Below are 26,751 nucleotides of genomic sequence, written 5' to 3'. Positions count from 1 at the left end.
GCAATTAATTTAATAAAAAAGGCGGTTAGAAATTAATGAACAATCTCATATCACAGAACCCTTCGTATTTATTGGTTTTTTTGGGAGGAATAGGTAGTGGGTTGAGCCCGTGCACGTTACCAACGGTAGCGTTAGTAGTTGCTTACGTAGGTGGATTTAGTAAAAAGAGTAAATTATATTCTTTTTTTCTATCATTATCGTTTGTAATGGGTCTTTCTTTGACAATGGCCGTGATGGGAGTAATTACTAGTGCTATAGGTAGCTTATTAACAGATTATACAGTAATAAATTATGTTGCTGCCTTTATTTCAATTTTAATGGGGATTATTTTGTTAGATGTAATTTCTATTGAATTACCAGGTTTTAAAGGTGCAGAAAGGAATTATAAAGGATTTATAGGGGCATTTTTATTAGGGATTCCTTTTGCTATAGTAGCTTCTCCTTGTACTATGCCAATAACGGCTACTTTACTTACCTATACAGCAGTAAAAGGGAATCTGCTATTTGGAGCTATTTTTATGTTTCTTTATTCAATAGGCAGGAGTGTTCCGTTATTATTAGCCGGTACATTTACTGGATTTTTGAAACGAATTCAGAAATTTGAATCTTTAAGTGTTAAAATACAAAAAGTTAGTGGAGTTATTTTACTTTTATTAGGTTTTTACTTATGGTGGAATGCTATTTGATAATTGAATATCTAAAAACAAATCTTTATTTTAGGATGAATTTACTTGACATATTTCATAAAGTGAATTATACTTATATTAGAATATATTAATATAGTTATTATAATTGAATCTAATCTACTAGCAAAGGAGTTTTAAAAAATGTCAACATTAATTAGCAAACTGACAAGTGAACTATTCAAAGCTTTAGCTCATCCGACAAGAGTTCAAATTTTGAGTCTTTTAAGGAAAGGGGAGTTATGTGTCTGTGATATTTATGAAGCCTTAGAACTTAGTCAATCTAATATTTCTCAGCATTTAAAGGTTTTAAAGGACCAAGACCTTGTTGAAAGTCGTAAAGATGGAGTTATGGTCTTATATAAAGTAAAAGATGATGAAATTTGGGAGATATTAGATTCGGCGAAGAGTCTATTAGTGAAACAGATTAATAAAACGAAACTTGCTTTAGAAGAGGAAGAATAATCTATTCTCACCTAATATATTAGCAATTTATTATATAATGATGTTATTAGTATTATGAAGAATGAGGAGGGGTCTTATGTTAACAGAATTTGCTGATTTAGTAGTCTATAACTGGTTAAATTTAAGTCCAAAGGCACATTTAGCGGAGGCGTTACATTTCTTTATCTATGATACACTTAAAATTATTCTATTATTAAGCGTTATGATCTTTGTGATTTCTATTATTCGTAGTTTCTTTCAACCAGAGAAGGTTAAGAAATTATTAAGTGGGAAACGATTATTTGTAGGTAATGCCATGGCTGCCTTTTTAGGGGTAGTATCACCTTTTTGTTCTTGTTCTACAGTACCGATCTTTATTGGTTTTGTTGAATCCGGGGTACCATTAGGAGTAACATTTTCATTTTTAATTACTTCACCAATCGTTAATGAGATAGCATTAGTATTACTTTATTCAATCTTTGGTTTTAAAATAGCAGCTCTATACTTAATTAGTGGAGTAACTGTAGGAATAGTAGGTGGAATATTAATCGGTTATTTAGGCTTAGAAGAATATGTAGAAAGTTATGTTTATGAAATTGAAATGGAAGATGAAGAAGTTTCAACAATGACATGGAAAGATAGAATTGATTATGCTAAATATCAGGTAAAAGACATAGTAGGTAGGATTTGGAAGTTCGTTATGATTGGAATAGCAATTGGTGGTTTGATTCATGGTTATGTACCAACAGGAGCTTTAGCTAATTATGCTGGCCCAGATAATCCATTTGCTGTTATTGTAGCCGTTATCTTTGGAGTTCCACTCTATTCTAATGCAGTAGGTACGATTCCAATTGTAGAAGCACTGATGAATAAAGGAGTAGCTACAGGAACAGCTTTAAGTTTTATGATGGCAACTGTAGCTCTATCTTTACCAGAAATGGTTATTTTGCGTAAAGTTCTTAAACCAAAATTAATTAAGATATTTGTGGCTATTGTTGGAGTATCGATTATTGGTGTAGGCTATCTGTTTAATATAGTGATTTAGTTAAGGCTAACAATAGTTGATAGTTGAAAGTGGATAGTTGTCTGTGTCAGGATCTGATCATTGACACTGATTGCTGACACTGTTAAAAAGGAGGTGAGTTTAAAGGTGGAGATTAAAGTTTATGGACCAGGTTGTCGTAATTGTGAGAAGTTAAAAGAAAATGTAATTAATGCTTTAGCTGAACTAGATGTTGCTGCTAATGTAGAGAAAGTAGAGGATATGAGTGAGATTGCTAAAGCCGGGATACTAAGTACACCTGGATTAGAGATTAATGGCGAGGTTAAAGTTAAAGGTCAAGTACCTAAAGTAGCAAAGATTAAAGAATTAATTAAAGCTGAACTGTAAATTTAAATTCCTGCCTGTAATGAGCATGATGCAGGCAGGAAAATTTAGTGATTTCTTAAAAAATGATTAGACACAGACTAGAGATTAAGTATAGAATGATTTTAACTGAGGTAAGAAATACATAGAGGATTATGAACTCTTATAAGTAATAGGCTTATTTAGGCGATGATATTCAAAGATTAAGAAAGAGGTGAAATGAGATGGAGGTTTATTTTGATAATGCAGCGACATCTTATCCGAAACCGGATATTGTTTATGATAAAATGTCTGAATTTTTTAAAAATAATGGCGTTAGCGCTGGGAGAGGCGCTTATCAAAAAGCTTTTCAAGCAGAACAGGCTATCTTTGGTACTCGTAAGAGTTTAGCTCAATTATTTAATGTATCAGATCCTACTCGAATTGTCTTTACTCATAACGTCACGGAAGCAATTAACTTGGCTTTAAAGGGGCTTTTAGAAGCAGGCGACCACGTAATTACTACTAGCTTAGAACATAATGCTATTTGGCGACCTTTAAAAGAGCTAGAAAGAGACCGAGGAATAGAGATTACTAAGATTGAATGTAATAGTAGTGGTCAAATTGATATAGATGAAATTGAAAATGAAATTAAAGATAATACAAAGTTAATTGCTTGTTTACATGCTTCCAATGTAGTAGGTACTATATTACCTGCAATCGAAATGGGTAAGATAGCCAAAGGAGCAGGAATTTATTTCTTATTAGATACAGCTCAAACAGCGGGAGTGTATCCTATCGATGTACAAGAAATGAATATTGATTTTTTAGCTTTTACTGGTCATAAAGGGTTGTTAGGACCTACAGGAACCGGAGGACTATATATTAGTGAAGGAATAGATTTAAAACCACTAAAGACAGGAGGTACTGGTAATAATTCTACTTCTGAATATGCACCTAAGGAGCTGCCGAATCGCTATGAGGCAGGCACTATTAATACCGTAGGGTTAATTGGCTTAGGAGCTGGGGTAGAGTATATTTTAGATACAGGAATCAAACAGATTAGAGCAAAAGAAGTAGAATTGATAGAGTATGCTCTAACTGAGTTAGAGAAAATAGAAGGTTTAATACTTTATGGTGAAAAAGGTGTCTCAAAAAGAGTCGGAGTTATTTCTTTTAATTTAGAAGGGTTAGATCATGCAGAGGTAGCTTATAAATTAGATAGTGAATATAGCATTATGGTTAGGTCTGGTCTGCATTGTGCTCCTAATGCGCACAAAACGATTAGTAGTTTTGAATTAGGTGGTGCTGTTAGAATTGGAATTGGTTATTTTAATACTAAAGCAGAGATTGATTACTTAATTAAGGCTTTGCAAGAAATAAAATAGGTGTTAGTGTCGGGGTGAGTGTAAGTAAAAGTAAAGAAACTGAGGTTTATTTAGTTAATAAGATTTTCAGTAGAAAAGAGGGGGAGAGGAGATGTTTTTAAAGAAGATTGAAATAGAAGCGATTAGAAGATGTGGTGCGGATAAAACTAAGATAAGATTTAGAACTCGTCCTTCCACAGATATTAGTGAAATACTACCATATTTAAATGCTACTTATCCAGATAGTATCTATTATGCTAAAAAGCCTAGCTTAGAATTAAAAAAAGATGATGCTGTTATTTTGTTAGAATCAGAAGCAATTGTCTTAAATGAACTAAGTAATACTACCCAAGGGATTAAGTTTGTAGATTGGGTGAAAGATGAGATTAATCGTGTTTATAAAAATAAAGATCAGATAGAACCTGATTATACTTCGAAAGAAAATCTAAGTGTTCCTGAATTATATAAGAACTTACCACAATTAAATTGTGGCAAATGTGGAGAAGTAACCTGTCTAGCTTTTGCTACTAAATTTGTTAAAGGAGAATATCAACTAGAAGATTGTAGTCCATTACTTACAGCAAAATATAAAAAAGTTAAAAAGAGATTAGAAGATTATATTTAAAAATGGTTACATTATTTTTTTTAAGATTAATATTATTATTTCACCATATATAAATATTAAAATTAAAGAGACTTAATTAAAAAAGGAGCGGATAATAGTGAAAAAGAATAAAAAGTTATTATTGCTTATTTTAGGGTTATTAGGTTTTTTAGTACAAGGTGATAATACTGTCGTTTCTCCAATTTTACCAGGAATTGCAGGAGAACTTAGTTTGGATATACCTAAGGCAGCAACAGCAATTACTGCCTATATGCTGCCATTTGGATTGTTTTCTTTAATTTATGGACCATTAGCAGATAAATTTGGCAAATCATATATAATCAATATTACTGCTTTTGGAACTGCTGTATTTAGTAGTTTAAGTGGTTTAGCTTTTTCCTATTTTTCTTTAGTAGGATTTAGAGCAATTAACGGCATCTTTGCTGCGGGAATTATTCCTATAGCCTTATCTTTATTAGGAGATATCTTTGAAAAGAAAGAAAAACAGAATGCTATAGGTGCTTTTATGGGACTTATCTTTTTAGGGCAAGGAGCTGCGACAGCAATTGGTGGTGTTTTAGCTCAATTTGGAAGTTGGCGCTGGGTATTCTTTGTTTATGGAATATTGGAATTAATTGTAGCAATAATGATGTATCGTAAGATTAAAGATAGAAAAAGAATACAGCATAATGAACAAGGTATAATAAATTATTATACTTCAATTTTAAATAAAAAATTAGTTAAACCGATTCTTCTATCAATCTTCTTCGTAGGTTATACTGTTTTTGGTACTTTTTCTTATTTAGGTTCTTATTTAGATGAACAGTTCCATTATAAAGTTTTAACTATTGGTTTAATCTTAACTGGATTTGGTATTGCATCAGTAATTGGTGGTAAAAAATCAGGAGATATTAGAGATAAGATAGGTTTCAAAATTATATTAATTGGTGGGTTAGTTGCTAGTTTATCATTATTTTTATTTAGATACTTAACAAATCCATGGTTATTCTTCTTAAGTTTAGCTGGCTTTGGACTTGGATTTGTCTTCCTACAATCAACTTTAGTAACTACTGCTCAACAGATTGGAGCACCGCGAACAGGAACAGTTATGGCTTTAGTTGCTTTTTGTATGATCACTGGTGGAGGAGTAGGTACTGCAGTTAATGGAATTCTCCTAAATAATTTTGGTTATATGACTATATTTAATATTGCAGCTATTATTTTGGTTTTGTTAGGATTAATTTCTGGTTATATATTAGATAGAAACGAAGAGGAAATTAGTAAAGTTACGATGACTTCTCATGAAGGTTAGAACCTATAAAAGATTAATTATAATTAGTTTGAATTAGAATTTTAATAAAAATGATACTATCTTACAAACTTAGTTTCAATTTTGACATAACCACCGAGGAAATTTTTATTTCTTTGGTGGTTTAATAATTTATTTAACTATTATGTATAACTTATGTTATAATAAAGAAGATAGGGGGAATCTTAAAATGAAGCAGAATAAAATTTCCATTACAGTAATTTTAATATTAAGTTTAATAATAGTTGGTAGTCTTATTTTTGGTTACAAATTTTTAGTTACTGAAAACGATTATCCATTTGTCTCGTTCAATGAGCGAATTGCAAAATCTGATTTGAAATTAGTTAAAGCGAATAATACGAAAAAAAGTGACCCTCTTCGTGTATCACTTGCTTCTATTACGTCAACTAAAGAAAGTGTAACTTATTATGAAGAATTGTTGGTTTTATTAGAGAAAAAATTAAATATGCCTGTTGAGATAGTGCAACGAAAAACGTATAGTGAAGTTAATGAATTATTACGTGCTGGAGAGATAGATATGGCATTTATTTGCACTTTTAGTTATGTTAGTGGTCACGACTCTTTTGGTTTAGAATTATTAGCAGCTCCCCAAAAAGATGGAGTGGCAAAATATTGTTCTTATATTTTAGTTAGACAGGATAGTGGAATTGATAGTTTTACTGATTTACAAGGAAAGCGATTTGCTTTTACTGATCCGATGTCTACTACAGGTTACACTTATCCAATGGCACTTCTTAAAAGAAGAGGAATGAATCCTGAAAATTATTTTAGTTCTTATATATTCACTTATAGTCATGATAACTCAATTAAAGCTGTTACGGAAGGAATAGTAGATGGAGCTGCAGTGGACCATATGGTCTACCAACAGCTTTTAAAGACAAACTTACAAGGTAAAGATAATTTAAAGGTAGTTAAAGAATCTCCAAAATTTACTACACCTCCAGTTGTAGTTAGACCAGGTTTAGATGTGGAAATCAAACAGAACTTACAAGAGTTTTTCATGACGCTAGATGAGTCTCCAAATGGAAAAGAAATATTAAAGAATATGGGTTTAGATGCTTATAAAAAAGTTAGTGATAGTGATTATAATAGTGTACGAAAATTAAGGAGAGAATTAAAAGAATGATAAATCAAATACGTTCTAATTTATTTAAGTCTTTCTTTAACTTAGTAGGAGTCAAAGGTAAAATCATGGGGATTGCTATTATTTTAATTTTGTTATTAGCATCATTATTAATTTTAGAATCAGGAGATATATTTACGCAAGTGTTGAGAAATGATTTAGAGAAGCAGGGAGTTTCCTTGGCTCGATATATGGCAGTTCGCAGTGAGGATTTCTTATTAACTAATAACCTTTTTGGCTTACACCAATTGATTAAAGATGTAATGCAGAACAATCAGGAATTAGCTTATATTTTAGTTATTAACTCGCAAGGAGAATTAGTAGCAGATAGTTTTGGAAGTAAAATTCCTAAAGGATTAATTAGTTTTAATCAGATAAATTCAAATCAAGGTTATAGTAGTAAGACTTTTAAAAATGAAGATGGAATTATTCATGATATAGCAGTACCTATTTGGCAGGGACGTTATGGAATAGTTAGGCTCGGAGTTAGCGAAATCTATATTAATCAAGCATTAATTAAACTAAAATATTTACTTTGGTTTAGTACAATATTGGTTTCGCTTTTAGGAGTTGCTATTGCTTATTTTTTAGCAAATTTAATTAATGAGCCATTAAGTGAATTGGTTATTGCTACAGAAAAAGTTGGGTCAGGAAAGCTTGACTATAGAGTGTCTTTAGATTGGGCTGAGGATGAATTAGGGAAGTTAGGCCAAGCTTTTAATCAGATGACTGTCAAGTTACAAAGAGCAGCTATTGAACGGCAAAAATTATGGAAACAGTTACAGAAAAAAGAGGAAAGAAGACAGTATTTATTAAATAAGGTAATTATGGCTCAAGAAGAAGAAAGAAAAAGAATTGCTAGAGAATTACATGATGAAACTAGTCAAGCATTGACCAGTTTAAATTTAGCTTTAGCTAATTTAGAGAATACTGATGAACAAGAAGAATTTAATGAAAGAATAAAGATGATGAAAAAGACGATAGCTAAAGTCTTAGATGAGATTAATTTGCTAGCTCGGCAGTTGCGACCTAGTATTTTAGATAATTTAGGTTTAGCAGCGGCTATTGAAAATTATATTAAGGAATCATCCGAATATTGGGGTAAAGATATAGGGTTGCATATTAATGGTTTAATTAATACTAAATTTCCAAAAGAAGTAGAGATTACAGTTTATCGAATTGTACAAGAAGCATTGACTAATGCTCTTCGCTATGCAGATGCTGACAATATTAGTGTTATAATGAATAATAATGATGGGAATCTATTGATTATTGTAGAGGATGATGGATGTGGTTTTAATTTAGAGGATTTTAGAACTAGTAATCAAACTCAAGAACATTTAGGTCTTTTTGGAATGCAAGAACGTGCTGATCTATTAGGTGGGGAACTAACAATTGAAACAGGAGAAGGGATTGGAACTACAATTTATGTTAATATACCGGTCGATAATAAATCAGTAATTGAGGAGGAGTTTGATGATTAAAGTTTTAGTAAGTGATGATCATTCATTGGTTCGAAAAGGGATCATGACTCTTCTTGATAATGAATCAGATATTAAAGTAGTTGGGGAAGCTACTAATGGGAAAGAAGCAGTAAAAAAAGCTCGGAAGCTCAAACCAGACGTAATTTTAATGGATCTATCTATGCCTGGAATTGACGGCATGGAGGCTACGCGTAAGATTACTGCTAGTAATTTAAAAAGCAAAGTGCTTATTTTAACTGTCCATGAAGAAGAAGGATACTTTAAAGAAGCCTTAGAAGCAGGTGGTTCAGGTTATATATTAAAGAAAGCAGCTGATGTTGAATTATTGTCTGCTATTAGAGCTGTTTATAGAGAAGAGGTCTTTATCTATCCTTCAATGACAAAAATTTTACTAAGTAATTATTTAACAACAGAAGATAATAATAAAATAAATAAAAAAAACAGAGATCAGAAAGAAAAATGTTTATCTTGTCAACAAGAAAATAAAAATGAAATAGATGAAAATCAAGATCAAGATGATAATTATTCTTTATTAAGTAATAGGGAAAGAGAAGTATTTGAATTAGTAGCTAAAGGTTATACTAATAAACAGATAGGCCAAAAATTAGTAATTAGCGTAAAGACAGTTGAAACCCATAAATTTAGAATGATGAAAAAGTTGGAGTTGAATAAACGTTCTGAAATAGTTCGCTTGGCTATAAAAAAAGGAATATTATAGTTATTAAAGAGAGTTTGTAAGGGAATTCCCTTATAAACTCTCTTTATATATATTATTTAAGTGATTTCACTTACAAAGTTAAATGATTCTCCTTATAAAAATTATTTGTGATTTACTATACAATAAGGTTAAAGAAATAAAAATGACAAAAATCATAAGGAGGGGGCAAAATAAGGATTAATATTATATTCTTTCCTAAATTCTTAAGTTTTTTTATTAACAATGACAAAAATAACTAAGGGGGGACAATTGTGAAATTAACTAGAAGAAGCTTTTTGAAGGTTTCAGCAGCTACTACTGGTGGACTTGCTGCTTTAGGTGCTACTGGATGCAAACGTAATCCGGTTTTGAATTCTTTAACTGAAGACGAGTCAGGTTCAATTGATGGAGGAGAATGGAAAGCTACTACCTGTCAGGGGTGTACTACCTGGTGTCCAGTTGAAGTAAAGGTTGTCGATGGTAGAGCAATTAAAGTTAAAGGGAATAGGTATTCTAAGGCTCATAATGGAAATGTATGTCCTAGGGGTCATATGTCATTACAACAGGTCTATGATCCGGATAGGATTAAAGTTCCAATGAAACGGACTAATCCTAAGAAAGGTAGAAATGAAGATCCAAAATTTGTACCAATCACTTGGGATGAAGCTATTGAAGAAATAGCTGATAAGATGTTAGAACTACGAAAGAATAATGAGACACATAAGTATGTTACTTTTCGAGGTAGATATACTTATATGAGAGATATTTTATATGGAAAGTTTACTAAAATTTTTGGTTCTCCAAATGGTATTTCTCATAGTGCTATCTGTGCAGAAGCAGAGAAGTTTGGATCATACTATACTGAGTCATACTGGGGCTATAGAGATTATGACTTAGAAAATACGAAATATGTATTACTTTGGGGAGCAGATCCATTGGCTTCTAACCGGCAGGTGCCACATTCTATTAATGCTTGGGGAGATGTGCTTGATCAAGCAGGAGTGGCTGTTATGGATCCGAGGCTTTCTGCAACTGCTGCTAAAGCTGATGAATGGTTACCGGTTATTCCTGGTGAAGATGGAGCTTTGGCTATAGCAATGGCACATGTTATTTTAGCGAAAGGCCTTTGGAATAGAGAATTTGTTGGTGATTTTGTTGATGGTAAGAATAGATTTAAGACAGGGGAAGAAGTTGATGAATCTACCTTTAAAGAGAATTATACTAATGGTGTAGTTAAGTGGTGGAATTTAGAACTAAAAGATAAAACACCTCAGTGGGCAGCAAAACGTTCTGGAATTCCTGCTGAACAGATTGAAAGAGTTGCTACTGACTTTGCTAAAGCAGGACCGAATGTTATCTCATGGTTAGCTCCTGGAGCGTCAATGCATGTTCGAGGTGGCTATACTGCTATGGCAGCCCATGCCCTTAATGGATTAGTCGGTTCAGTTGATAATAAAGGTGGAAGTATTAGACATTCAGATATTCCAGTGGATGACTTCCCTGGTTATAAGAAGTATCTTGATAAAGTCGCTAAAAAAGGTTTAGAACATCATAAGATGGACCAAAGAGGATATAAAGAATTTCCTGCATTAAAGAAAGGTAAATCAGGTAAAGGAGTTGTTACTAATAACGCAGCCGATGCTATATTAGATGAAGATCCTTATGAAATTAAAGTAGCAATCGGTTATTGGAATAACTTTGCTTTCTCTTGTTCTGGAACTGATAGATGGGAAGAAGCATTAGCTAAACTTCCTTTCTTTGTTCATATAACAACTAATCCAGCGGAAATGACTCAATTTGCTGATATTGTTTTACCGGCAGCTCAACATAAATATGAGAAATTTGGTTATGTAAAGTCTAAAGCTAATACTTATGCTTATGTGACTATGAATCAGCCAGTTATTGAACCACTTTGGGATGTAAAGATGGATGAAACCGAAGTTCCTTGGCTAATAGCTGAGAAGATGGCTGAAAAAGGTTATGATAAGTTACTTAAGTACTTTAAAGAAGAAATTAAAGACCCAGAAACAGGAAAGTCTCCAACTAATGAACGTGAATTTAGTGAATATGCTCTTAAGATTCGTACTCGACCTTTGTGGGATCCTAAGATTAAAGTTAATGGTGACCAGATAAATGGTTGGGAAGAGTTGAGAAAGCTTGGAGTTTGGAATTCAGAACCATATAAGTTTAAGCAAAATTGGGATGATTTTGGTACTAAAACAGGTAAGTTTGAATTCTATAGTGAGACCTTAAAGAAAGCTTTAGGAAAGCATGCTAAGAAACATCATACTGATATTGATGATATCTTAGAGACATGTAAGTATGAAGCCAGAGGAGAACTAGCTTTTGTTCCTCATTATGAAGAAGCATACCGTTGGGGAGAAGAAAGAGAATATCCATTCATCTTCTTTGAACATCGATCCCGACTTAATCGAGAAGCCCGGTCGGCTAACTGTAATTGGTACCAAGAGCTAAAAGATGTTGACCCAGGTGATGAAGCATGGAATGATGTAGCTAAGATAAACCCTAAGGATGCTAGAAGATTAGGAATTAAGACTGGAGATAAGATTAAACTTATTTCACCAACAGGTGAGATTGAATGTGAAGCTAAATTATGGGAAGGTGTTCGTCCCGGAACAGTAGGTAAATGTTATGGACAAGGTCATTGGGCTTACGGTAAAGTAGCTAGCGAAGACTATAAGAATAAATTGCCACGTGGAGGAAATAATAACGAAATTCTTCCACCAGATTATGAACGATTAAGTGGAAGTACAGCTCGTCACGGTGGAGTTGCTAGAATTAAAATCGAAAAAATATAATTATCTACGGAGGTGAATTAAATGGCTAAATATGTAATGGTAATCGATCTTCATAAATGCGCTGGATGTGGGGCTTGTGTAATAAGTTGTAAGAATGAGAATAATGTACAGGAAGGATTCTATTGGGGACACTATACTCATAAAACCGTTGGTAAATTCCCAAATGTAAGCTATGAATTTATTCCAACTTTATGTAATCATTGTGATAATGCACCTTGTGTAGAAGTCTGTCCTGTAGGAGCTATGCATAAAGATGAGGACGGAACAGGGTTGACTCTTCATGATCCTGATAAATGTATTGGTTGTAAAAGATGTCAAAAAGCAGATCCATATGGAGTTATTAATTATAATAAGACAAAAGCTCATCCATTCTGGAGGGACAACGAAAAAATTATACCAAAGGTAACATCTTCTGGGAAAGAAGTTGCTAAAGCAGTAGGGGAAATTCCTCCATATTATAACCCTGCTCGAGCTAATACTACAGATCGTGGAAAGACGTATGATGGTATTAGAAGAAAAGGTGTTGTAGAAAAGTGTTTACTCTGTGATCATCGAGTTAAGAAAGGTTTAGAGCCGTATTGTGCAACTGCTTGTCCTGCAGATGCAAGAATAATCGGTGATTTAGATGATAAAAATAGTGAAGTAAGTAGATTATTAAAGAAGTATAATTCTTTCCGACTTAAAGAAAACTTAGGAACTAAGCCAAGAGTATATTATATTAGAGATTTTAATGCAAAGAAATAAGTAATTTGTTAGTTATAGTGAGGGGGAGGGAACTCCCCTACTATACTTTCTAGAGGAGGTAATTTAATTGAATTTAAAAGAAGTTTTATCTTTACAGAAAGCTAGGGAGAATACTTATAAACTACTATCTACTCTTTTTTATCTTCCAGAAGAGGATCTATTTGAAAGTCAGGTATTAGATAATTTAATAACTTCAACAGAGGTTATATTTGATGACTTAAGGGAATATGCAGTTTCTTTACAAGATGAGGGGAAAAAGATTTCTAATATTGAAGATTTAAAGGTTGACTATTCAAAGTTATTTGTAGGCCCTTTTGATTTATTTGCGCCTCCTTATGGTTCAATCTATTTAGAAAAAGAACGAAAAGTAATGGGGGATTCCACAATAAATGTATTAAACAAATATAAACAGGCTGGATTGAAGGTTGCAGACGACTTTAAAGACGCCCCTGATCATATCATAATGGAGTTAGAATTTATGTACTTTTTAACTTTTAATCAGATTGAAGCTATAAATTCTTCGGATTTTTCATCTACTTTGCACTATTTAGAAATGCAGAGAGACTTTTTAGGAAATCATTTACGAGTATGGATATCTGAATTTACTGATAGAATATTAAACAATACTAATACTGAATTTTATAAAATTCTGGCTAAGTTAACTGAAAACTTTATAATTAACGATTATGAACAGTTTATAGATAGAATAACTGATGAAGTTGATTTATTAAAGAATAATTAGTAATCATTAATTCGATTTTAACCTAGGAGTGAAGAATGTGTTCTATCTAAACAAGTTATTTGATTTAGTTAGTGATTTAAGTTTTGAAGCAATAAAAGTTAAAAGTCATTTATGTACTAAAGTTCGTTCTCCCCATAGTCAATGCCAAAAGTGTATTGAAATTTGTCCTCAAGATGCTATTACTATAGAACAGAAAGTGAGTGTTGACCAAGAAAAATGTGATAAATGTGGTCATTGTTATAATGTTTGTCCTGTAGGGGTTTTTGTTATTCAAGAAGGTTCTGATTCGAAATTGATTAGTGAAGCTGCAGGTATTGCTGATTTTACTCAAGAACTTATTATCTCTTGTCAGAAAGTAAGAGTGAAACGAAATGAAAGAAAAAAAGAGATAAAAGTTAAATGTTTAGCTAGGTTATCAGAAGAAATTTTAATTAGTATTTTTAAATTAGATTATAGGTATCTATTATTAAAGAATGGAAAATGTGATCAATGTGAATTAAATGGTTTAGAGTTAATAAAGAAGACTGTTAAAAATAGCAATAATATTTTAAGTTTATTTGATAATGAAAAGCGCATTTGGTTAAATGAAATAGAGAATAATCAGATTCCGAATCATATATTAAGATCTTCAATTTTGAATGAAGACGATGTTAAGGGAGATACAAACAAAGATTGTACTAAAGATGCTAATACTGAAGTCATTAATCGAAGACAATTATTTAATGTCTTAAAGTCAGAGATAAAAAAGAGCTTTAATAAGAATAATGAAGATTCTAATAGAGATGAGAGTAGTTTTAGAGAAAAAGAAATTCCAGTAAATAGAAAGATGTTATTAGATTTTATGCAGGAATTTTCTGAAGAACAACTTATAAATTCTACAAAAAAACAGACTATATTTTGGGACTTAGAGTTAGCAGCAGATTGTGATTTTTGTGGGAGTTGTGTCACATTATGTCCAACTTCTGCTTTAGAGATAATTAAGGAAGAAGAAAGAAAAGAAATATTATTTACTCCTGCTTTCTGTACCGGTTGTAAGTTGTGTCAAGAAATATGTGTTTTAGATGCAATTAGACTTTCTAATCAAAGAGACTTAAAAACAATTTTAAATAATGAGCAAGTTAGTGTACAAAAGGGAGTAAAAAAAGTTTGTTCTGGTTGTGGTGATGAATTTTTCGCTACTGAAGATGAAAAGAATAAATGTTTTGGTTGTGCTTATCAAGCGAATTTAATGAATTAAAAACAATTAAATTAAGGAGCATGAGTGAGATAATTTTAATTTAAAGAGGGAGGGATTGATATGTTTGGATTAGGTGTTCCAGAGTTAATATTAATCTTAGTAATAGCTTTAGTTATCTTTGGGCCTAGCAAATTACCTGAAATTGGTCAGTCGGTAGGTAAAGGAATTAAAGAGTTTAAAAAAGCAACCGAAGATGTAACAGAAGAGGTTAAAGAGTTAGATAATGGAGAATAAAAAACAAATTGATATTATGTATAGGTAAGGATAAATGGATTTAAAATTTAATTAATATGGTACAACCACAAAAAGGTCACCTTTCGCGGCAGAATACATTTTTCGAAACATCTAAGGTTCGTATCCGCCAAAAATAAGGCTTCCTAATCTATAGGACGTCCTGTCCTGAGATTAGCTCACCACATCCTGCGACCCAGTCGATTCGGTAGTACTGATGCTAACCATGCGTATTTAAAACGAAAGTATCAGTGAGGTTCGGCCATATTTTCGGCTCCTACTCACCAAGATGTTGACCGAAAAATGTACAAACTTAAACTGTTCTTGTACGTTTTGTTTCAATACGGAGTGCTTGTAGCGAAATTTGCTCAATATGACCTTTTTATGTTCTAACCATTAATATTAATTATCTTTGAATTAAGATTGCCTAAAGGTATAAGTCCCATGGTATCTTAAATGCGATAGGGTATGATGTGAAAAGATTATGCCTCCTAATTTGGAAAGGAGATAGTAATACTTAAATGCTCCTTTTGGTTAAGGAGCATTTTTATTTTGAGAGAAGAAGAAAAGAAGATTCCAGTGAAATTACAGAAATACATTAAAGGAAAAATAGTTTATTTGAAATGATTTTTTACTTTTTAGCAAGTTACTCTACCTTTAGCTAAAAAAGGAATTATTGCTGGGATTTTATTAACTTGGATTAGAGCTATTGGTGAGTTTGGAGCTACTATAATCTTAGTGTATCACCCATATTCTTTACCGATTAAAATTTGGGTACAATTTACCAGTGGAGGTTTACAGACGGCTTTACCATTAGTAATTGGTTTAATTTTAATTGTAATTATAATTTTAATTATTTTAAGATTAATTATTGGTGAATTGAAGTTAAAGGCATTTTAAAGTAGGTGATTAGATGTTAAAGGTTAATGTATATAAAAAATTAGGTGATTTTGAGTTAGATGTAAAGTTTGAATTAAATAATGAAATTTTAGTCTTATTTGGGCCGAGTGGCTGTGGTAAAACTACTACTTTAGAGTTGATTGCTGGTTTAAAGGTACCAGATCGAGGTGAAATATCTAATCAAGAAGTTACTTTTTTTTCTAAGCTAGCAAATAATAGTAAAGAAGATTTACCTATTAATAAAAGAAGGATCGGTTATGTTTTTCAAGATTATAGTCTTTTTCCACACATGACAGCCTTTGAAAATATAGCTTATGGTATTCAGGGTAGTATTTTTTCAGAACAAGAAATTAAAGAAAAAGTTAATGAATTATTGGCGGAATTAAGATTAAAAGGCTTGGCTGATCATTATCCAGAAGAGTTATCTGGAGGACAACAACAAAGAGTAGCAATTGCTAGGGCATTAATTGTTGAACCGGATATATTATTATTAGATGAGCCTTTTTCGGCTTTGGATACTTTAGTGCGAGAGAAACTTAGACAAGACTTATTAAGAATTCATGCTGAATTTGAAATTCCAATTATTTATGTTACGCATAATTTAACAGATGTTTTTGAATTAGCTGATCAAGTGGCAGTTTATAATGAAGGTACAATAGAACAATTTGGGACTAAGGAAGAGGTCTTTTATAGACCCCAAACAAGAAATGTAGCTCGATTTGTTGAAAGTAAAAATATATTTGATATGTCAGTAGTAACAAAATATGATTCAGAAATAGTTTTAAATAATGAAAAATTTTCTATAATAATTCCTGATGATAGTTCTTTGAAAATTGGAGAAGAAGTGATAATTACTATTAGACCAGAGTTTATACAAATTATTTCTAATGACTTAGAGAGAAGGAATAAAAATTTATATGCCGGCCAAATAATTAAAATTTTAAATAAAGGGTCAATAGTGCGATTATTTATTAAAGTTTTTAGTAAAAAAGGCTTTGATTTTATAGTTGATTTTGCTTATGATAGTAATTTCAAGCTTGCAGTTGGAGATAACATTGATGTTTATCTTCCAGCAAATAAGATTCATATTATTTCTAAAAATTAATTCTAAATTAAGAATAATTATAGAGAGTAGGTGCTGACTAATGCAAGACAATTATAGACGAGAAATTGATTATTTAAGAGTGTCAGTTATTGATCGTTGTAATTTAAGATGCTTTTATTGTATGCCAGAAGCTGGAGTTGAATTAAAAGGTTGTAATGATATCCTTCGTTATGAAGAATTATATAAGATAATAAAAGCTGCTACTGAATTGGGAATTAGCAAAGTACGATTAACTGGTGGAGAACCTTTAGTAAGGAAGGAATCTTTGCTAAAGTAATCCATGGGGGTAAAGTACAACCTAGAGATAATATTAAAGTTTTCAAAAATAATTTAAAATAAAGTTATGGATATAAAGAAAGGAGAAAAAATAATGATTGATATTGATATAGCGTTAGAAAAAGTTTTGAATAGAGTTGAAATTAATAATAGCATTAGAGTACCTATTTTAGAATCTATAGGACTTATAATTGCAGAAGAGATATATGCTAATGATACTATACCTCCATTTGATAAATCGGCAATGGATGGTTATGCGGTCAAATATAGAGATACAATTGGGAGCACGAAAGTTGATTCAAACTTATTAAACTTAGTTGGTGAAGTTCCTGCTGGTCACCCTAGTGATTATTATTTAAAATCAGGAGAAGCATTAAAGATAATGACAGGGGCGCCTATTCCAAAAGGAGCTGATGCTGTTTTAAGAAAAGAAAGGGCTCATTTAAAATGTAATCAAATAGAAGTTTTAGCAGAGGTGTCTAAGGGTAAAGATATATGTCCTGCTGGTGAAGATGTAGAGCAGGGAGAGTTAATCTTCTCTCCTGGAACGAAAATAACACCAGCGGTAGTTGGGATGTTAGCAACACTAGGTTATGATGAAGTTACTGTCTATCGACAGCCAGAAGTAGCAATCTTAGCAACTGGTGATGAACTGGTAGATATTAATGATGATTTAAAAGCGGGTAAGATTAGAAATAGTAACACCTATTCTATAGCAGCCCAGGTTAAAACATACGGTAGTAAATTTAAAATTTTAGGAATCGGTAGAGATAATTTGACTAAATTGAAAGAAAAGATAAAATTAGGTTTAGAATCTGATATTTTAATTACTACCGGAGGAGTTTCGGTTGGTGAATATGATCTTATACAAGATGTTTATCAAGAATTAGGGATAGATATATTATTTAAAAAGGTAGCTATGAAACCAGGAAAACCAGTAACATTTGGAGTTTATAACGATAAACTTATTTTTGGATTACCAGGTAACCCTGCCGCGGCAATGGTTGGATTTGAAATTTTTGTTAGACCGACATTACTAAAATTGATAGGGCAACAAGACTTAAAATTAAAAAGGGTTACTGCAAAACTAAAAGAAAATGTTAAAAAGAAAAAAGGAAGAAGACACTATCTTAGAACGGTCCTTACTAAAACAGACAATGAATATTTTGTGAGTAAAGCAGGAACACAAGGTTCTGGAGTACTTCATACATTCGCTAATGCTAATAGTCTAACAGTTATTCCACAAAATATAGAGTACTTAGCAAAGGGTAGTGAAGTAGAAGTACTAACATTAGATAATTGGTTTTGATTTTTGGTTTAATCTAATATATTTTAAAGATGGAGGAATAATTATGTCAGATATACAGATGTCATTAGTTGAACACTTAACTGAATTAAGAAAAAGGTTACTGCTTTCTATTAGTGCTTTAATTGTCTTTTCAATAGGTAGTTATCTATTTGCAGAAAGAATTATAGATATTTTAACTCATCCAGTTGGGAAAGAGTTGGTCTATCTTACTCCTCCGGAAGCTTTTTTTACGCAATTAAAAATTTCTTTCTTCACAGGCTTTTTAGTAGCTCTACCAATTATTCTTTATCAAGTTTGGAAATTTATTCTACCAGGACTTAAAAATAACGAAATGAAATACTTACTGATATTAGTACCGTTATCATACTTGTTCTTTGTAGGTGGTGCAGCTTTTGGATTTTTTGTAGTAATTCCTTTTGGGATTAAGTTCTTTTTAGGTTTTACATCTAATAATTTAGAAGCAATGTTTTCTTTAAGTAAATATATTTCTTTTATTATTAGTATTTTAATTCCATTTGGTGTAGTCTTTGAGTTGCCACTATTAATAACTTTATTAGTTAAACTAAATTTAATTACTTCTGAATTTTTAACTAGTAATCGAAGATACGTAATAGTTAGTATCTTCGTTTTTGCTGCTATATTGACGCCACCAGATATTATTTCACAAACTATGATGGCTTTACCATTGATTTTACTTTATGAAGGAAGTATTATTGTAGCTAAAATAATTGAATAATATTAACTTGTTGAATAAATAAACTTACTTTTAAATGATAATAGAGTGGTGACAAAATTTTATTATAAACATAAAAAACTAAAGGCTTCTAGAATTCATAATTAGAAATTTAGAAGTCTTTTTTATTTTTAACGGATACGAACCTTAGATGTTTTGAAAAATGTATTCTGCCGCGATAGCAGACTTAGATAGCAAAAGTTTTTGGAGGAATTTTCAGACAATTATAGAACTAAGTATATATAACTTCTTTTTTAAAAAAATGTAAGCGGTGGTAATAATTATGATCAAGACTTTAGATGATAAGAAGTATTGGTTAGGGTTAATAAAATTGCAGGGTTTAGGGCCAAGGATAATTAAGAACTTATTAGATTACTTTGGTGATGCTAAAACTATCTGGGAGGCTGGGCGAAAAGAACTCTGTCGAGTAAATCAAGTAGGGAGTAAGCGTAGTAAACAGATAGTAAGAGATAGAGAGAGTATTGATTTAGATTATGAGTTGCAGATTTTAAAAGATACAGGGATTAAATATTTGACATTAACAGATAAAGAGTATCCATTCTTATTAAAGAATATTCATGACCCTCCTCCAGTATTATTTTATAAAGGGAGTATAGAACCAGACGATACTATTAGTTTGGCTGTTGTTGGTTCAAGAAAGTGTACTAATTATGGAAGGACGATTGCTAAGAGGTTAGCTGCTGCTTTAGCAGAAAAAGGATTTACTGTTGTTAGTGGTCTAGCACGTGGTATAGATACTTGTAGTCATCAAGGAGCATTAAGTAAAGGTAGGACTATAGCAGTACTTGGTTCTGGGCTTGATGTTGTATATCCTCCGGAGAATGATAATTTAATGAAAGAAATTATTAATAATGGTGCCGTTATTTCTTCATTTCCATTGGCAACTGCTCCTAATAGGGAGAACTTTCCACAGCGAAATAGAATTATTAGTGGTTTGACTTTAGGAACTATTGTAGTAGAAGCAGCTCAGAAAAGTGGTTCTCTAATTACTGCTAATTTTGCCTTGGAACAAGGCCGAGAAGTATTTGCAATCCCTGGCGATATCACTAAGGAACAGAGCTTTGGTACTAATCAATTAATTCAAAACGGTGCTAAGCTAGTTCAGAATATAGATGATATTTTAACTGAACTACCATTAGAAGATTGGTTAAAAGGCATTAATAGAGAAGAACAAACTATTAAAAGCGAAGAAAAGGCAATTGAGAGTAGAGAAAAGAAATCTGATTTATCAAGTGAAGAAGCAGAAGTCTATAATCAATTAAGTTCCGAACCTCAGGAGTTTAATGAAGTTTTACAAGCAATAGATTTATCACCTGGAAAATTAAATTCAATTCTATTGAAATTAGAACTAAGAGGAATAGTAATTCAATTATCTGGTAATAGATTTAAACATAACTGTTAAAATTCCAACTTAATAAGCCCAGTTATTGTAAATTGGAACGGAGTAGTTTGCAAATATATTAAAAAACTCATATAATATATTTTACAAGTGAATTATAAACTCATATAATATAGTAAGAATAACTTTTAGATTTTAGGGTAAAATCTATTCTGAATATAGGAGGGAGGAACTAGTATAGCTAATTTTAGCTATTACTGGGTTTCTGATGAATGAAAATGTAATTGAAATCGTAAGCTATTTAGTAAAACGAATTATGCATAATGAAGATATAATAGAGAATGAAAAGAAATTAATTCAAAGATTGCTTAATCAGGGGTATGAAATTGATGATATAGATATGGCTTTTGAATTAATTTTTACTTCCGATTTACCTCAAAATGATAATGAAGAAGGTAGATTGGAGTTTAATGATGCACACCGAGTGTTGGATTTTAAAGAAAGGTTTAAGTTATCACTACCGGTGCAAGGAGTATTAATTAGACTTTCTACACTAAGTTTAATTAGTGACGAAGAATTAGAGAAGATATTAGAAAAGACGTTGCACTTTAGAGAACCTGAAATTGGTTTAAAGAATTTATGGCGGGTATTACAAAAAGTCATTAATAATCCAGCACGGTTATCATTAATTATTGAAAATTCACCAGAGTTTAAGTCGATTAACGAAGAACACAAAAGATACATTAATTAAATAGTTGATTTTGGAGGTGGAAATATGGCTAAAAATTTAGTAATTGTAGAGTCCCCAGCAAAGGCTAAAACGATAAGTAAATTTTTAGGTAAAGATTTTAGTGTAGAAGCTTCTATGGGACATGTGATTGATCTTCCTAAGAGTCAATTAGGAGTTAATATAGAAGAAAATTTTGAGCCTAAATATATAACTATTCGGGGTAAAGGAGATGTATTAAAGAAGTTAAGGAGAGCTACTAAAAAGAGCGAACAAGTCTTTTTAGCAACAGACCCTGACCGAGAAGGAGAAGCAATTTCTTGGCATTTGAGTCGCGCTTTAAAATTAGATGATGAAGAGAATTGTCGGATTGAATTTAATGAGATTACAAAGCAAGCGATTCAAAATGCAATTAAAGAACCAAGGAAAGTAGATAAAGACCGAGTTGATGCTCAACAAGCTAGAAGATTATTAGATAGATTAGTAGGTTATAAGCTAAGTCCATTATTATGGAAGAAAGTAAGAAGAGGATTAAGTGCTGGTCGAGTTCAATCAGTAGCAGTTAAGATAATCTGTGAACGTGAGGAAGAGATTGATGCATTCGAGCCAGAAGAATATTGGACATTAGATGCTGATTTCAAGAAAAAAGAGAGTGATAACGGAAAATTTGAAGCTAAGTTATATCGAATTGAAGGTAAGAAGTTTAAACTAAATAATGAAGAAGAAACTAATAAAGCAGTAGAAGAAATAAAGAAGAATAAATTTATTGTTCAAAAGATAAAGGAAAGAAAGAGGCGAAGAAACCCATCGCCTCCTCTAACGACAAGTAGCTTACAACAGCGTGCTGCTAGTAGTTTAGGGTTTAGTGCTAAAAAGACTATGTTTCTTGCTCAACAGCTATATGAAGGTTTAGATATAGGAGCAGAAGGAACAATAGGTCTTATTACCTATATCAGAACTGATTCTACAAGAATTTCAAAAGACGCACAACAAGCAGTAAGGAAGTATATTGTAGATAACTATGGTGCTAAGTATAGACCTAAAAAACCTAAAAATTACAAGACGAAGTCCGGTGCTCAAGATGCCCACGAAGCAATTCGACCTACTTCAGTCTTTAGGTCTCCTAAGAAAATTAAAAAATATTTGAATCGGGACCAATATCGTCTTTACAAGTTAATTTGGGAGAAGTTTGTAGCTAGTCAGATGAGTCCAGCAATTTATAAGACTTTAAGTATTAATATTGAAGCTGGAAAGTATCTATTTAGAGCTAATGGGTCGCAGACTTTATTCAAAGGATTCTTAGCAGTTGACAGTTTTAAAAACAATAAAAAAGATACCGAGTTACCTGAATTAGAAAAAGGAGCCGAAATTAGTCTGTTAAAGTTAAAGCCAGACCAACACTTTACTAAACCTCCTCCTAGATACACAGAGGCTAAATTAGTAAAGACCTTAGAAGAACAAGGAATTGGTAGACCTAGTACATATGCACCAACGGTTGGTACGATTCAAGATCGTGGTTATGTTAATAAAGAAGGTAAGCATTTTGTGCCGACGGATTTAGGGAAGATAGTTAATAAACTTTTAAGTGAACATTTCCCTGATGTAACAGATATTGAATTTACAGCAAGTTTAGAAGAGCAGTTAGATAGAGTAGAGGAAGGGAAAGAGGATTGGAGAAAAGTATTAAAAGACTTCTACCATCCTTTTGCTGATAGATTAGATTCTGCTTATGAAAATATGGAAAAAGTTCAACTTGAAGAAGAAGTTACTGATGAGGTTTGTGAAAAATGCGGTAAGAATATGGTAGTTAAACATGGTAGGTATGGTAAGTTTCTAGCATGTCCTGGTTTTCCAGACTGTAGAAATACTAAACCGTATTTAATTAAAACAGGAGTTGACTGTATAAAGTGTGAGGATGGGGAGATTGTACAAAGAAAAAGTAAAAAAGGGCGTACTTTTTATGGATGTAGTAATTATCCTGATTGTGAATTTATGGTTTGGTATAAGCCAACAGAATATAAATGTCCTGAATGCGATGCCTTTTTAATGGAAAAAACGACTAAAAAGCGTGGAACTGAATATTTATGTGCTGCGGAAGAATGTGATTTTAAAACGACTCCTGATGAATTAAAGGATAACAAGGAAGATTAAATGGTAGTGATTAGTTTTTTTATGTTCTTGCATAAATTTTTATGATATGATAGTATATATTATCAAGAGAATAAATTTGTATTCGATGTAATATAGTTATTAATATAGGTTCTGTTGGGAGAGGGGGAATAAAATGTTTGAAGCTACAACTGTAGTTGCTGTTAAGAAAGGTAATCAAGTAGCGATTGCTGGTGATGGGCAAGTTACTATGCAACATACTGTAATGAAGCATGGCGCTAGAAAAGTTAGGCGATTATATAATGACCAGGTAATAGCTGGTTTTGCTGGTTCGGCTGCTGATGGTTTTACTCTTTTTGAGAAATTTGAAACTAAGATTGAAGAGTTTCATGGTAATTTACAGAGAGCAGCAGTAGAGTTAGCTAAAGAATGGCGAACAGATAAGATGTTAAGAAAACTAGAAGCATTACTTATTGTTGCTAATGAAGATAATCTATTGGTGATCTCTGGAAATGGTGATGTAATAGAACCAGATGATGGAGTGACTGCTATTGGGTCGGGTGGCTCCTATGCATTAGCAGCTGCAAGAGCATTAATTAAGTATTCGGAATTAGAACCAGCTGAGATTGCTAAGGAAGCTTTAACTATTGCTGGTGATATCTGCATCTATACTAATGATAATATTACGGTAGAGGAAGTTTAGGTCTGTAAAAGGAGGTCGGCTTATGAAAGATTTAACCCCTAAGAAGATAGTCCAAGAGTTAGATAAATATATTGTTGGTCAACATGAAGCTAAGAAGTCAGTGGCAGTAGCTTTAAGAAATAGATATAGAAGGCGTCAACTAAAGGATAACCTTAAAGATGAGGTTATGCCTAAGAACATATTAATGATGGGGCCAACAGGTGTTGGTAAGACCGAAATTGCAAGGAGATTAGCTAAATTAGCTAGGGCACCTTTTATAAAGATAGAAGTGACTAAGTTCACAGAAGTAGGTTATGTTGGTCGTGATGTAGAATCTATGGTTCGTGATTTAGTTCAGACTGCTATTAGGATGATAAAAAAAGAAAAGATGGAAGAAGTAGAAGATAAAGCTGCTAAATTAGCAGAAGATCGTATTTTAGAAAAATTACTTCCATTACCTAAGAAAGATAAGGGGGATAATCCTTTAAGCACATTGTTTGGTGGCTTTGGCAGTGAAGAGGAAGAAAAAGATAATGCTGAAAACAAAGAGTATCTACAGCGTTTGAAAAAACGAAGAGAAAAGTTAAGAGAAGATTTAAGAGAAGGCAAGTTAGAGGATAGAATGGTCGAAATAGAGGTAGAAGAGAATAACTCTCAAATGATAGAGATTTTTTCAGGTTCTGGGGTAGAAGAGATGGGAGTTAATTTTCAATACTTGTTTGGCGGAGTCTTTCCTAATCAGAAGAAAGAAAGGAAAGCAACTATCAAAGAAGCAAGGGAAATCTTGCAGCAACAAGAAGCCCAGAAGTTAATAGATATGGATGAAGTATCTTCAGAAGCGATTGACCGAGTTGAAGAAGCAGGAATTATCTTTTTAGATGAGGTTGATAAGATTGCAGGGAATGGTGCTGGTTCCAATCCTGATGTCTCTCGTGAAGGTGTTCAGAGAGATATTTTGCCGATTGTAGAAGGGTCAACAGTTATGACTAAATATGGTCCAGTTAAAACAGATCATATCTTCTTTATTGCTGCTGGTGCTTTTCATGTTTCTAAGCCTACAGATTTGATTCCTGAATTACAAGGGAGATTCCCGATTAGGGTAGAGTTAGAAAGCTTAACAGAAGATAACTTTAAAGAGATTTTGACTGAACCCGAAAATGCTCTAACAAAACAGTATGTAGCATTACTAAGGACTGAAGGGTTAGAGATAGAATTTACAACTAAGGCTATTGAAGAAATAGCAAAAATATCTTTTCAAGTTAATGAAGAAACTGAGAATATTGGTGCTCGGCGCCTACATACGGTCTTAGAAAAGCTACTTGAGGACATTTCTTTTGAAGCACCTGATGTTGATGAAGACTATTTTAAAATTGACGAAATTTATGTTGAAGAAAAATTAGAGGATATAGTTAAAAATAAAGACTTAAGTAAATATATTCTTTAAAGGATTTAGCAAAAGAATTTTATTGTGAACTTTTTCGCATTGATTATCGTTTACTTTAAACTAGTAGTTATAGCTACTATTGGTTATAATAAATGTACAAGCTATTTTACAACTTATAAGATTAAAGTTTTAAAGGGTTAATTAAAAGTTTAAAGGAGGAAGTTACTATGGAGGCATTATTAGAAGAGACACGAAAGATTAATAAGTTGCTACAAAAATCAGCAATACATCCAGTAGATTTTGCAGAAATGGCTAAAGTATTAAGTAAATCTATTAAAGCTAACGTATACGTTGTCAGTCGAAAAGGAAAAATTTTGGGTCATGCATTGATTAATGAATTTGAGTGTGATTTGATGATAGAAGAAGTAATTAACGAAGGGAAATTCCCAGAAGATTACAATCAGTGGATATTAGATATTCATGAAACACAAGCCAATTACGAACAACAATCAGGTAATTGTGCATTTGCAATGGATGCTGAATGTATGTTTACTCAAAAATTAACTACTATTATTCCGATTAATGGTGGAGGAGAAAGATTAGGAACATTAATTATTGCAAGGTTTGATGAAGAGTTCGATTCTAACGACTTAGTATTGGCTGAATACGGAGCAACAGTAGTAGGGATGGAAATTCTGCGAGCTAGAAGTGAAAGAATAGAAGAAGAAGCACGTAAAAAAGCCGCTGTACATGTAGCGTTAGAGACATTATCGTATTCAGAATTAGAGGCTGTAGAACATATCTTTGATGAATTAGATGGAGAAGAAGGATTGTTAGTAGCTAGTAAAGTTGCTGACCGAGTAGGAATTACTCGTTCGGTAATTGTTAATGCATTGAGAAAGTTTGAAAGTGCAGGAGTAATTGAATCCCGATCTTTAGGAATGAAAGGAACATACATTAAGGTTTTAAATGGTCGGTTATTAGAAGAACTAGAAAAGTTAAAGCCTTAAATGATTATCTAAAGTTTAATACTAGATTTAAACGTTAGAAGCTCCAACTTCTCTTGTGAATTTTGAGAAGTTGGAGCTTAATTTGTTATTGATGATAAAAATTAGTTCTTAAATAGTAATTAGGCAGGAGATTAATATGTTTTGTCGAAAAATAATAACAAGGAAATAGTATTGACGAGATGAGATAAGAATTTAGAAATAAATTTGAGATTTTGTTATTTTTCTTATAAATTAAGAAGGAATTAATTTGAAAATGGTAGAAGTATGTAAATGAATAAGTAATGTTTTGTCGATTGGGAAATAATG

At 32.1% G+C, this 26,751-nt stretch carries 25 protein-coding genes, 1 pseudogene and 1 riboswitch; all 26 genes and pseudogenes read left to right on the top strand.

What is annotated here, in order from left to right; translation table 11 throughout:
- Positions 1 to 35 precede the first annotated feature (35 nt).
- The 26 genes and pseudogenes from BM077_RS01150 to codY all read left to right on the top strand — a co-directional run bounded on the left by BM077_RS01150 (position 36) and on the right by codY (position 26,445).
- Entirely contained in the window at positions 36 to 686 is a 651-nt protein-coding gene (locus BM077_RS01150; protein WP_089747267.1) for a cytochrome c biogenesis CcdA family protein, read from the top strand.
- A 141-nt stretch (positions 687 to 827) separates the two neighbouring features.
- The gene (locus tag BM077_RS01145) at positions 828 to 1,148 is read left to right on the top strand and encodes an ArsR/SmtB family transcription factor (RefSeq protein WP_089747264.1); all 321 of its coding nucleotides are present in this window, start codon (positions 828 to 830) and stop codon (positions 1,146 to 1,148) included.
- A 76-nt stretch (positions 1,149 to 1,224) separates the two neighbouring features.
- The gene (locus BM077_RS01140) at positions 1,225 to 2,172 is read left to right on the top strand and encodes a permease (RefSeq protein WP_089747262.1); all 948 of its coding nucleotides are present in this window, start codon (positions 1,225 to 1,227) and stop codon (positions 2,170 to 2,172) included.
- Between the two features lie 105 nt (positions 2,173 to 2,277).
- Positions 2,278 to 2,517 (top strand): thioredoxin family protein, encoded by a 240-nt coding sequence (locus BM077_RS01135; RefSeq protein ID WP_089747261.1) that lies wholly within the window; start codon positions 2,278 to 2,280, stop codon positions 2,515 to 2,517.
- Positions 2,518 to 2,717: 200 nt separating this feature from the next.
- Complete coding sequence (locus BM077_RS01130) at positions 2,718 to 3,860, top strand: aminotransferase class V-fold PLP-dependent enzyme (RefSeq protein WP_089747259.1); 1,143 nt, start codon at positions 2,718 to 2,720, stop codon at positions 3,858 to 3,860.
- Between the two features lie 91 nt (positions 3,861 to 3,951).
- Positions 3,952 to 4,464 carry a (Fe-S)-binding protein gene (locus BM077_RS01125; protein WP_089747257.1) on the top strand — a complete coding sequence of 171 codons (513 nt, stop codon included), beginning with the start codon at positions 3,952 to 3,954 and terminating at the stop codon, positions 4,462 to 4,464.
- Positions 4,465 to 4,561: 97 nt separating this feature from the next.
- Complete coding sequence (locus tag BM077_RS01120; protein ID WP_176941574.1) at positions 4,562 to 5,755, top strand: MFS transporter; 1,194 nt, start codon at positions 4,562 to 4,564, stop codon at positions 5,753 to 5,755.
- A 187-nt stretch (positions 5,756 to 5,942) separates the two neighbouring features.
- Positions 5,943 to 6,899 carry a substrate-binding domain-containing protein gene (locus BM077_RS01115; protein ID WP_176941573.1) on the top strand — a complete coding sequence of 319 codons (957 nt, stop codon included), beginning with the start codon at positions 5,943 to 5,945 and terminating at the stop codon, positions 6,897 to 6,899.
- Positions 6,896 to 8,380 (top strand): sensor histidine kinase, encoded by a 1,485-nt coding sequence (locus BM077_RS01110; protein WP_089747251.1) that lies wholly within the window; start codon positions 6,896 to 6,898, stop codon positions 8,378 to 8,380. Before BM077_RS01115 ends, BM077_RS01110 begins: the two co-directional genes overlap by 4 nt.
- Positions 8,373 to 9,098, top strand: coding sequence for a response regulator transcription factor (locus BM077_RS01105; RefSeq protein ID WP_089747249.1), 726 nt, complete (start codon positions 8,373 to 8,375; stop codon positions 9,096 to 9,098). Before BM077_RS01110 ends, BM077_RS01105 begins: the two co-directional genes overlap by 8 nt.
- 251 nt (positions 9,099 to 9,349) lie before the next feature.
- The gene (locus BM077_RS01100; protein WP_090003379.1) at positions 9,350 to 11,896 is read left to right on the top strand and encodes a molybdopterin-dependent oxidoreductase; all 2,547 of its coding nucleotides are present in this window, start codon (positions 9,350 to 9,352) and stop codon (positions 11,894 to 11,896) included.
- A 21-nt stretch (positions 11,897 to 11,917) separates the two neighbouring features.
- Positions 11,918 to 12,640, top strand: coding sequence for a 4Fe-4S dicluster domain-containing protein (locus BM077_RS01095; RefSeq protein WP_089747245.1), 723 nt, complete (start codon positions 11,918 to 11,920; stop codon positions 12,638 to 12,640).
- 67 nt (positions 12,641 to 12,707) lie between these two features.
- Positions 12,708 to 13,382 carry a TorD/DmsD family molecular chaperone gene (locus BM077_RS01090; RefSeq protein ID WP_089747244.1) on the top strand — a complete coding sequence of 225 codons (675 nt, stop codon included), beginning with the start codon at positions 12,708 to 12,710 and terminating at the stop codon, positions 13,380 to 13,382.
- A gap of 37 nt (positions 13,383 to 13,419) precedes the next feature.
- A complete protein-coding gene (locus BM077_RS01085) occupies positions 13,420 to 14,619 on the top strand; it encodes a 4Fe-4S dicluster domain-containing protein (RefSeq protein ID WP_176941572.1) in 1,200 nt (399 codons plus the stop codon).
- 60 nt (positions 14,620 to 14,679) lie between these two features.
- Positions 14,680 to 14,853 (top strand): twin-arginine translocase TatA/TatE family subunit, encoded by a 174-nt coding sequence (tatA, locus tag BM077_RS01080; protein ID WP_089747241.1) that lies wholly within the window; start codon positions 14,680 to 14,682, stop codon positions 14,851 to 14,853.
- Positions 14,854 to 15,248: 395 nt separating this feature from the next.
- Positions 15,249 to 15,372: riboswitch (molybdenum cofactor riboswitch) on the top strand.
- 216 nt (positions 15,373 to 15,588) lie between these two features.
- Positions 15,589 to 15,750 carry a hypothetical protein gene (locus BM077_RS13650; protein WP_176941571.1) on the top strand — a complete coding sequence of 54 codons (162 nt, stop codon included), beginning with the start codon at positions 15,589 to 15,591 and terminating at the stop codon, positions 15,748 to 15,750.
- A 13-nt stretch (positions 15,751 to 15,763) separates the two neighbouring features.
- Positions 15,764 to 16,855, top strand: a complete 1,092-nt coding sequence (locus BM077_RS01075) for an ABC transporter ATP-binding protein (protein WP_089747239.1) — start codon at positions 15,764 to 15,766, stop codon at positions 16,853 to 16,855.
- 40 nt (positions 16,856 to 16,895) lie between these two features.
- A pseudogene (locus tag BM077_RS01070) lies at positions 16,896 to 17,114 on the top strand (radical SAM protein); the annotation flags it as partial.
- 111 nt (positions 17,115 to 17,225) lie between these two features.
- Positions 17,226 to 18,440, top strand: coding sequence for a molybdopterin molybdotransferase MoeA (locus BM077_RS01065; RefSeq protein ID WP_177175525.1), 1,215 nt, complete (start codon positions 17,226 to 17,228; stop codon positions 18,438 to 18,440).
- Between the two features lie 43 nt (positions 18,441 to 18,483).
- The gene (gene tatC, locus BM077_RS01060; RefSeq protein WP_089747231.1) at positions 18,484 to 19,176 is read left to right on the top strand and encodes a twin-arginine translocase subunit TatC; all 693 of its coding nucleotides are present in this window, start codon (positions 18,484 to 18,486) and stop codon (positions 19,174 to 19,176) included.
- A gap of 280 nt (positions 19,177 to 19,456) precedes the next feature.
- Complete coding sequence (gene dprA, locus BM077_RS01055) at positions 19,457 to 20,596, top strand: DNA-processing protein DprA (RefSeq protein ID WP_089747229.1); 1,140 nt, start codon at positions 19,457 to 19,459, stop codon at positions 20,594 to 20,596.
- A 205-nt stretch (positions 20,597 to 20,801) separates the two neighbouring features.
- Complete coding sequence (locus BM077_RS01050; protein ID WP_089747228.1) at positions 20,802 to 21,284, top strand: DUF494 family protein; 483 nt, start codon at positions 20,802 to 20,804, stop codon at positions 21,282 to 21,284.
- A 24-nt stretch (positions 21,285 to 21,308) separates the two neighbouring features.
- Positions 21,309 to 23,411, top strand: coding sequence for a type I DNA topoisomerase (gene topA, locus BM077_RS01045; protein WP_089747226.1), 2,103 nt, complete (start codon positions 21,309 to 21,311; stop codon positions 23,409 to 23,411).
- Between the two features lie 133 nt (positions 23,412 to 23,544).
- Positions 23,545 to 24,072, top strand: a complete 528-nt coding sequence (gene hslV / locus BM077_RS01040; protein WP_089747224.1) for an ATP-dependent protease subunit HslV — start codon at positions 23,545 to 23,547, stop codon at positions 24,070 to 24,072.
- Positions 24,073 to 24,094: 22 nt separating this feature from the next.
- Positions 24,095 to 25,495, top strand: coding sequence for an ATP-dependent protease ATPase subunit HslU (gene hslU / locus BM077_RS01035; RefSeq protein WP_090095087.1), 1,401 nt, complete (start codon positions 24,095 to 24,097; stop codon positions 25,493 to 25,495).
- 167 nt (positions 25,496 to 25,662) lie between these two features.
- The gene (gene codY / locus BM077_RS01030; protein ID WP_089747220.1) at positions 25,663 to 26,445 is read left to right on the top strand and encodes a GTP-sensing pleiotropic transcriptional regulator CodY; all 783 of its coding nucleotides are present in this window, start codon (positions 25,663 to 25,665) and stop codon (positions 26,443 to 26,445) included.
- Positions 26,446 to 26,751 lie beyond the last annotated feature (306 nt).

It is taken from the genome of Candidatus Frackibacter sp. WG13, assembly GCF_900114655.1.
Classification (GTDB): Bacteria; Bacillota; Halanaerobiia; order Halobacteroidales; family Acetohalobiaceae; genus Frackibacter.
Note: the sequence above shows the minus strand (reverse complement) of the source record. Positions and strands in the feature narration are given on the sequence as shown.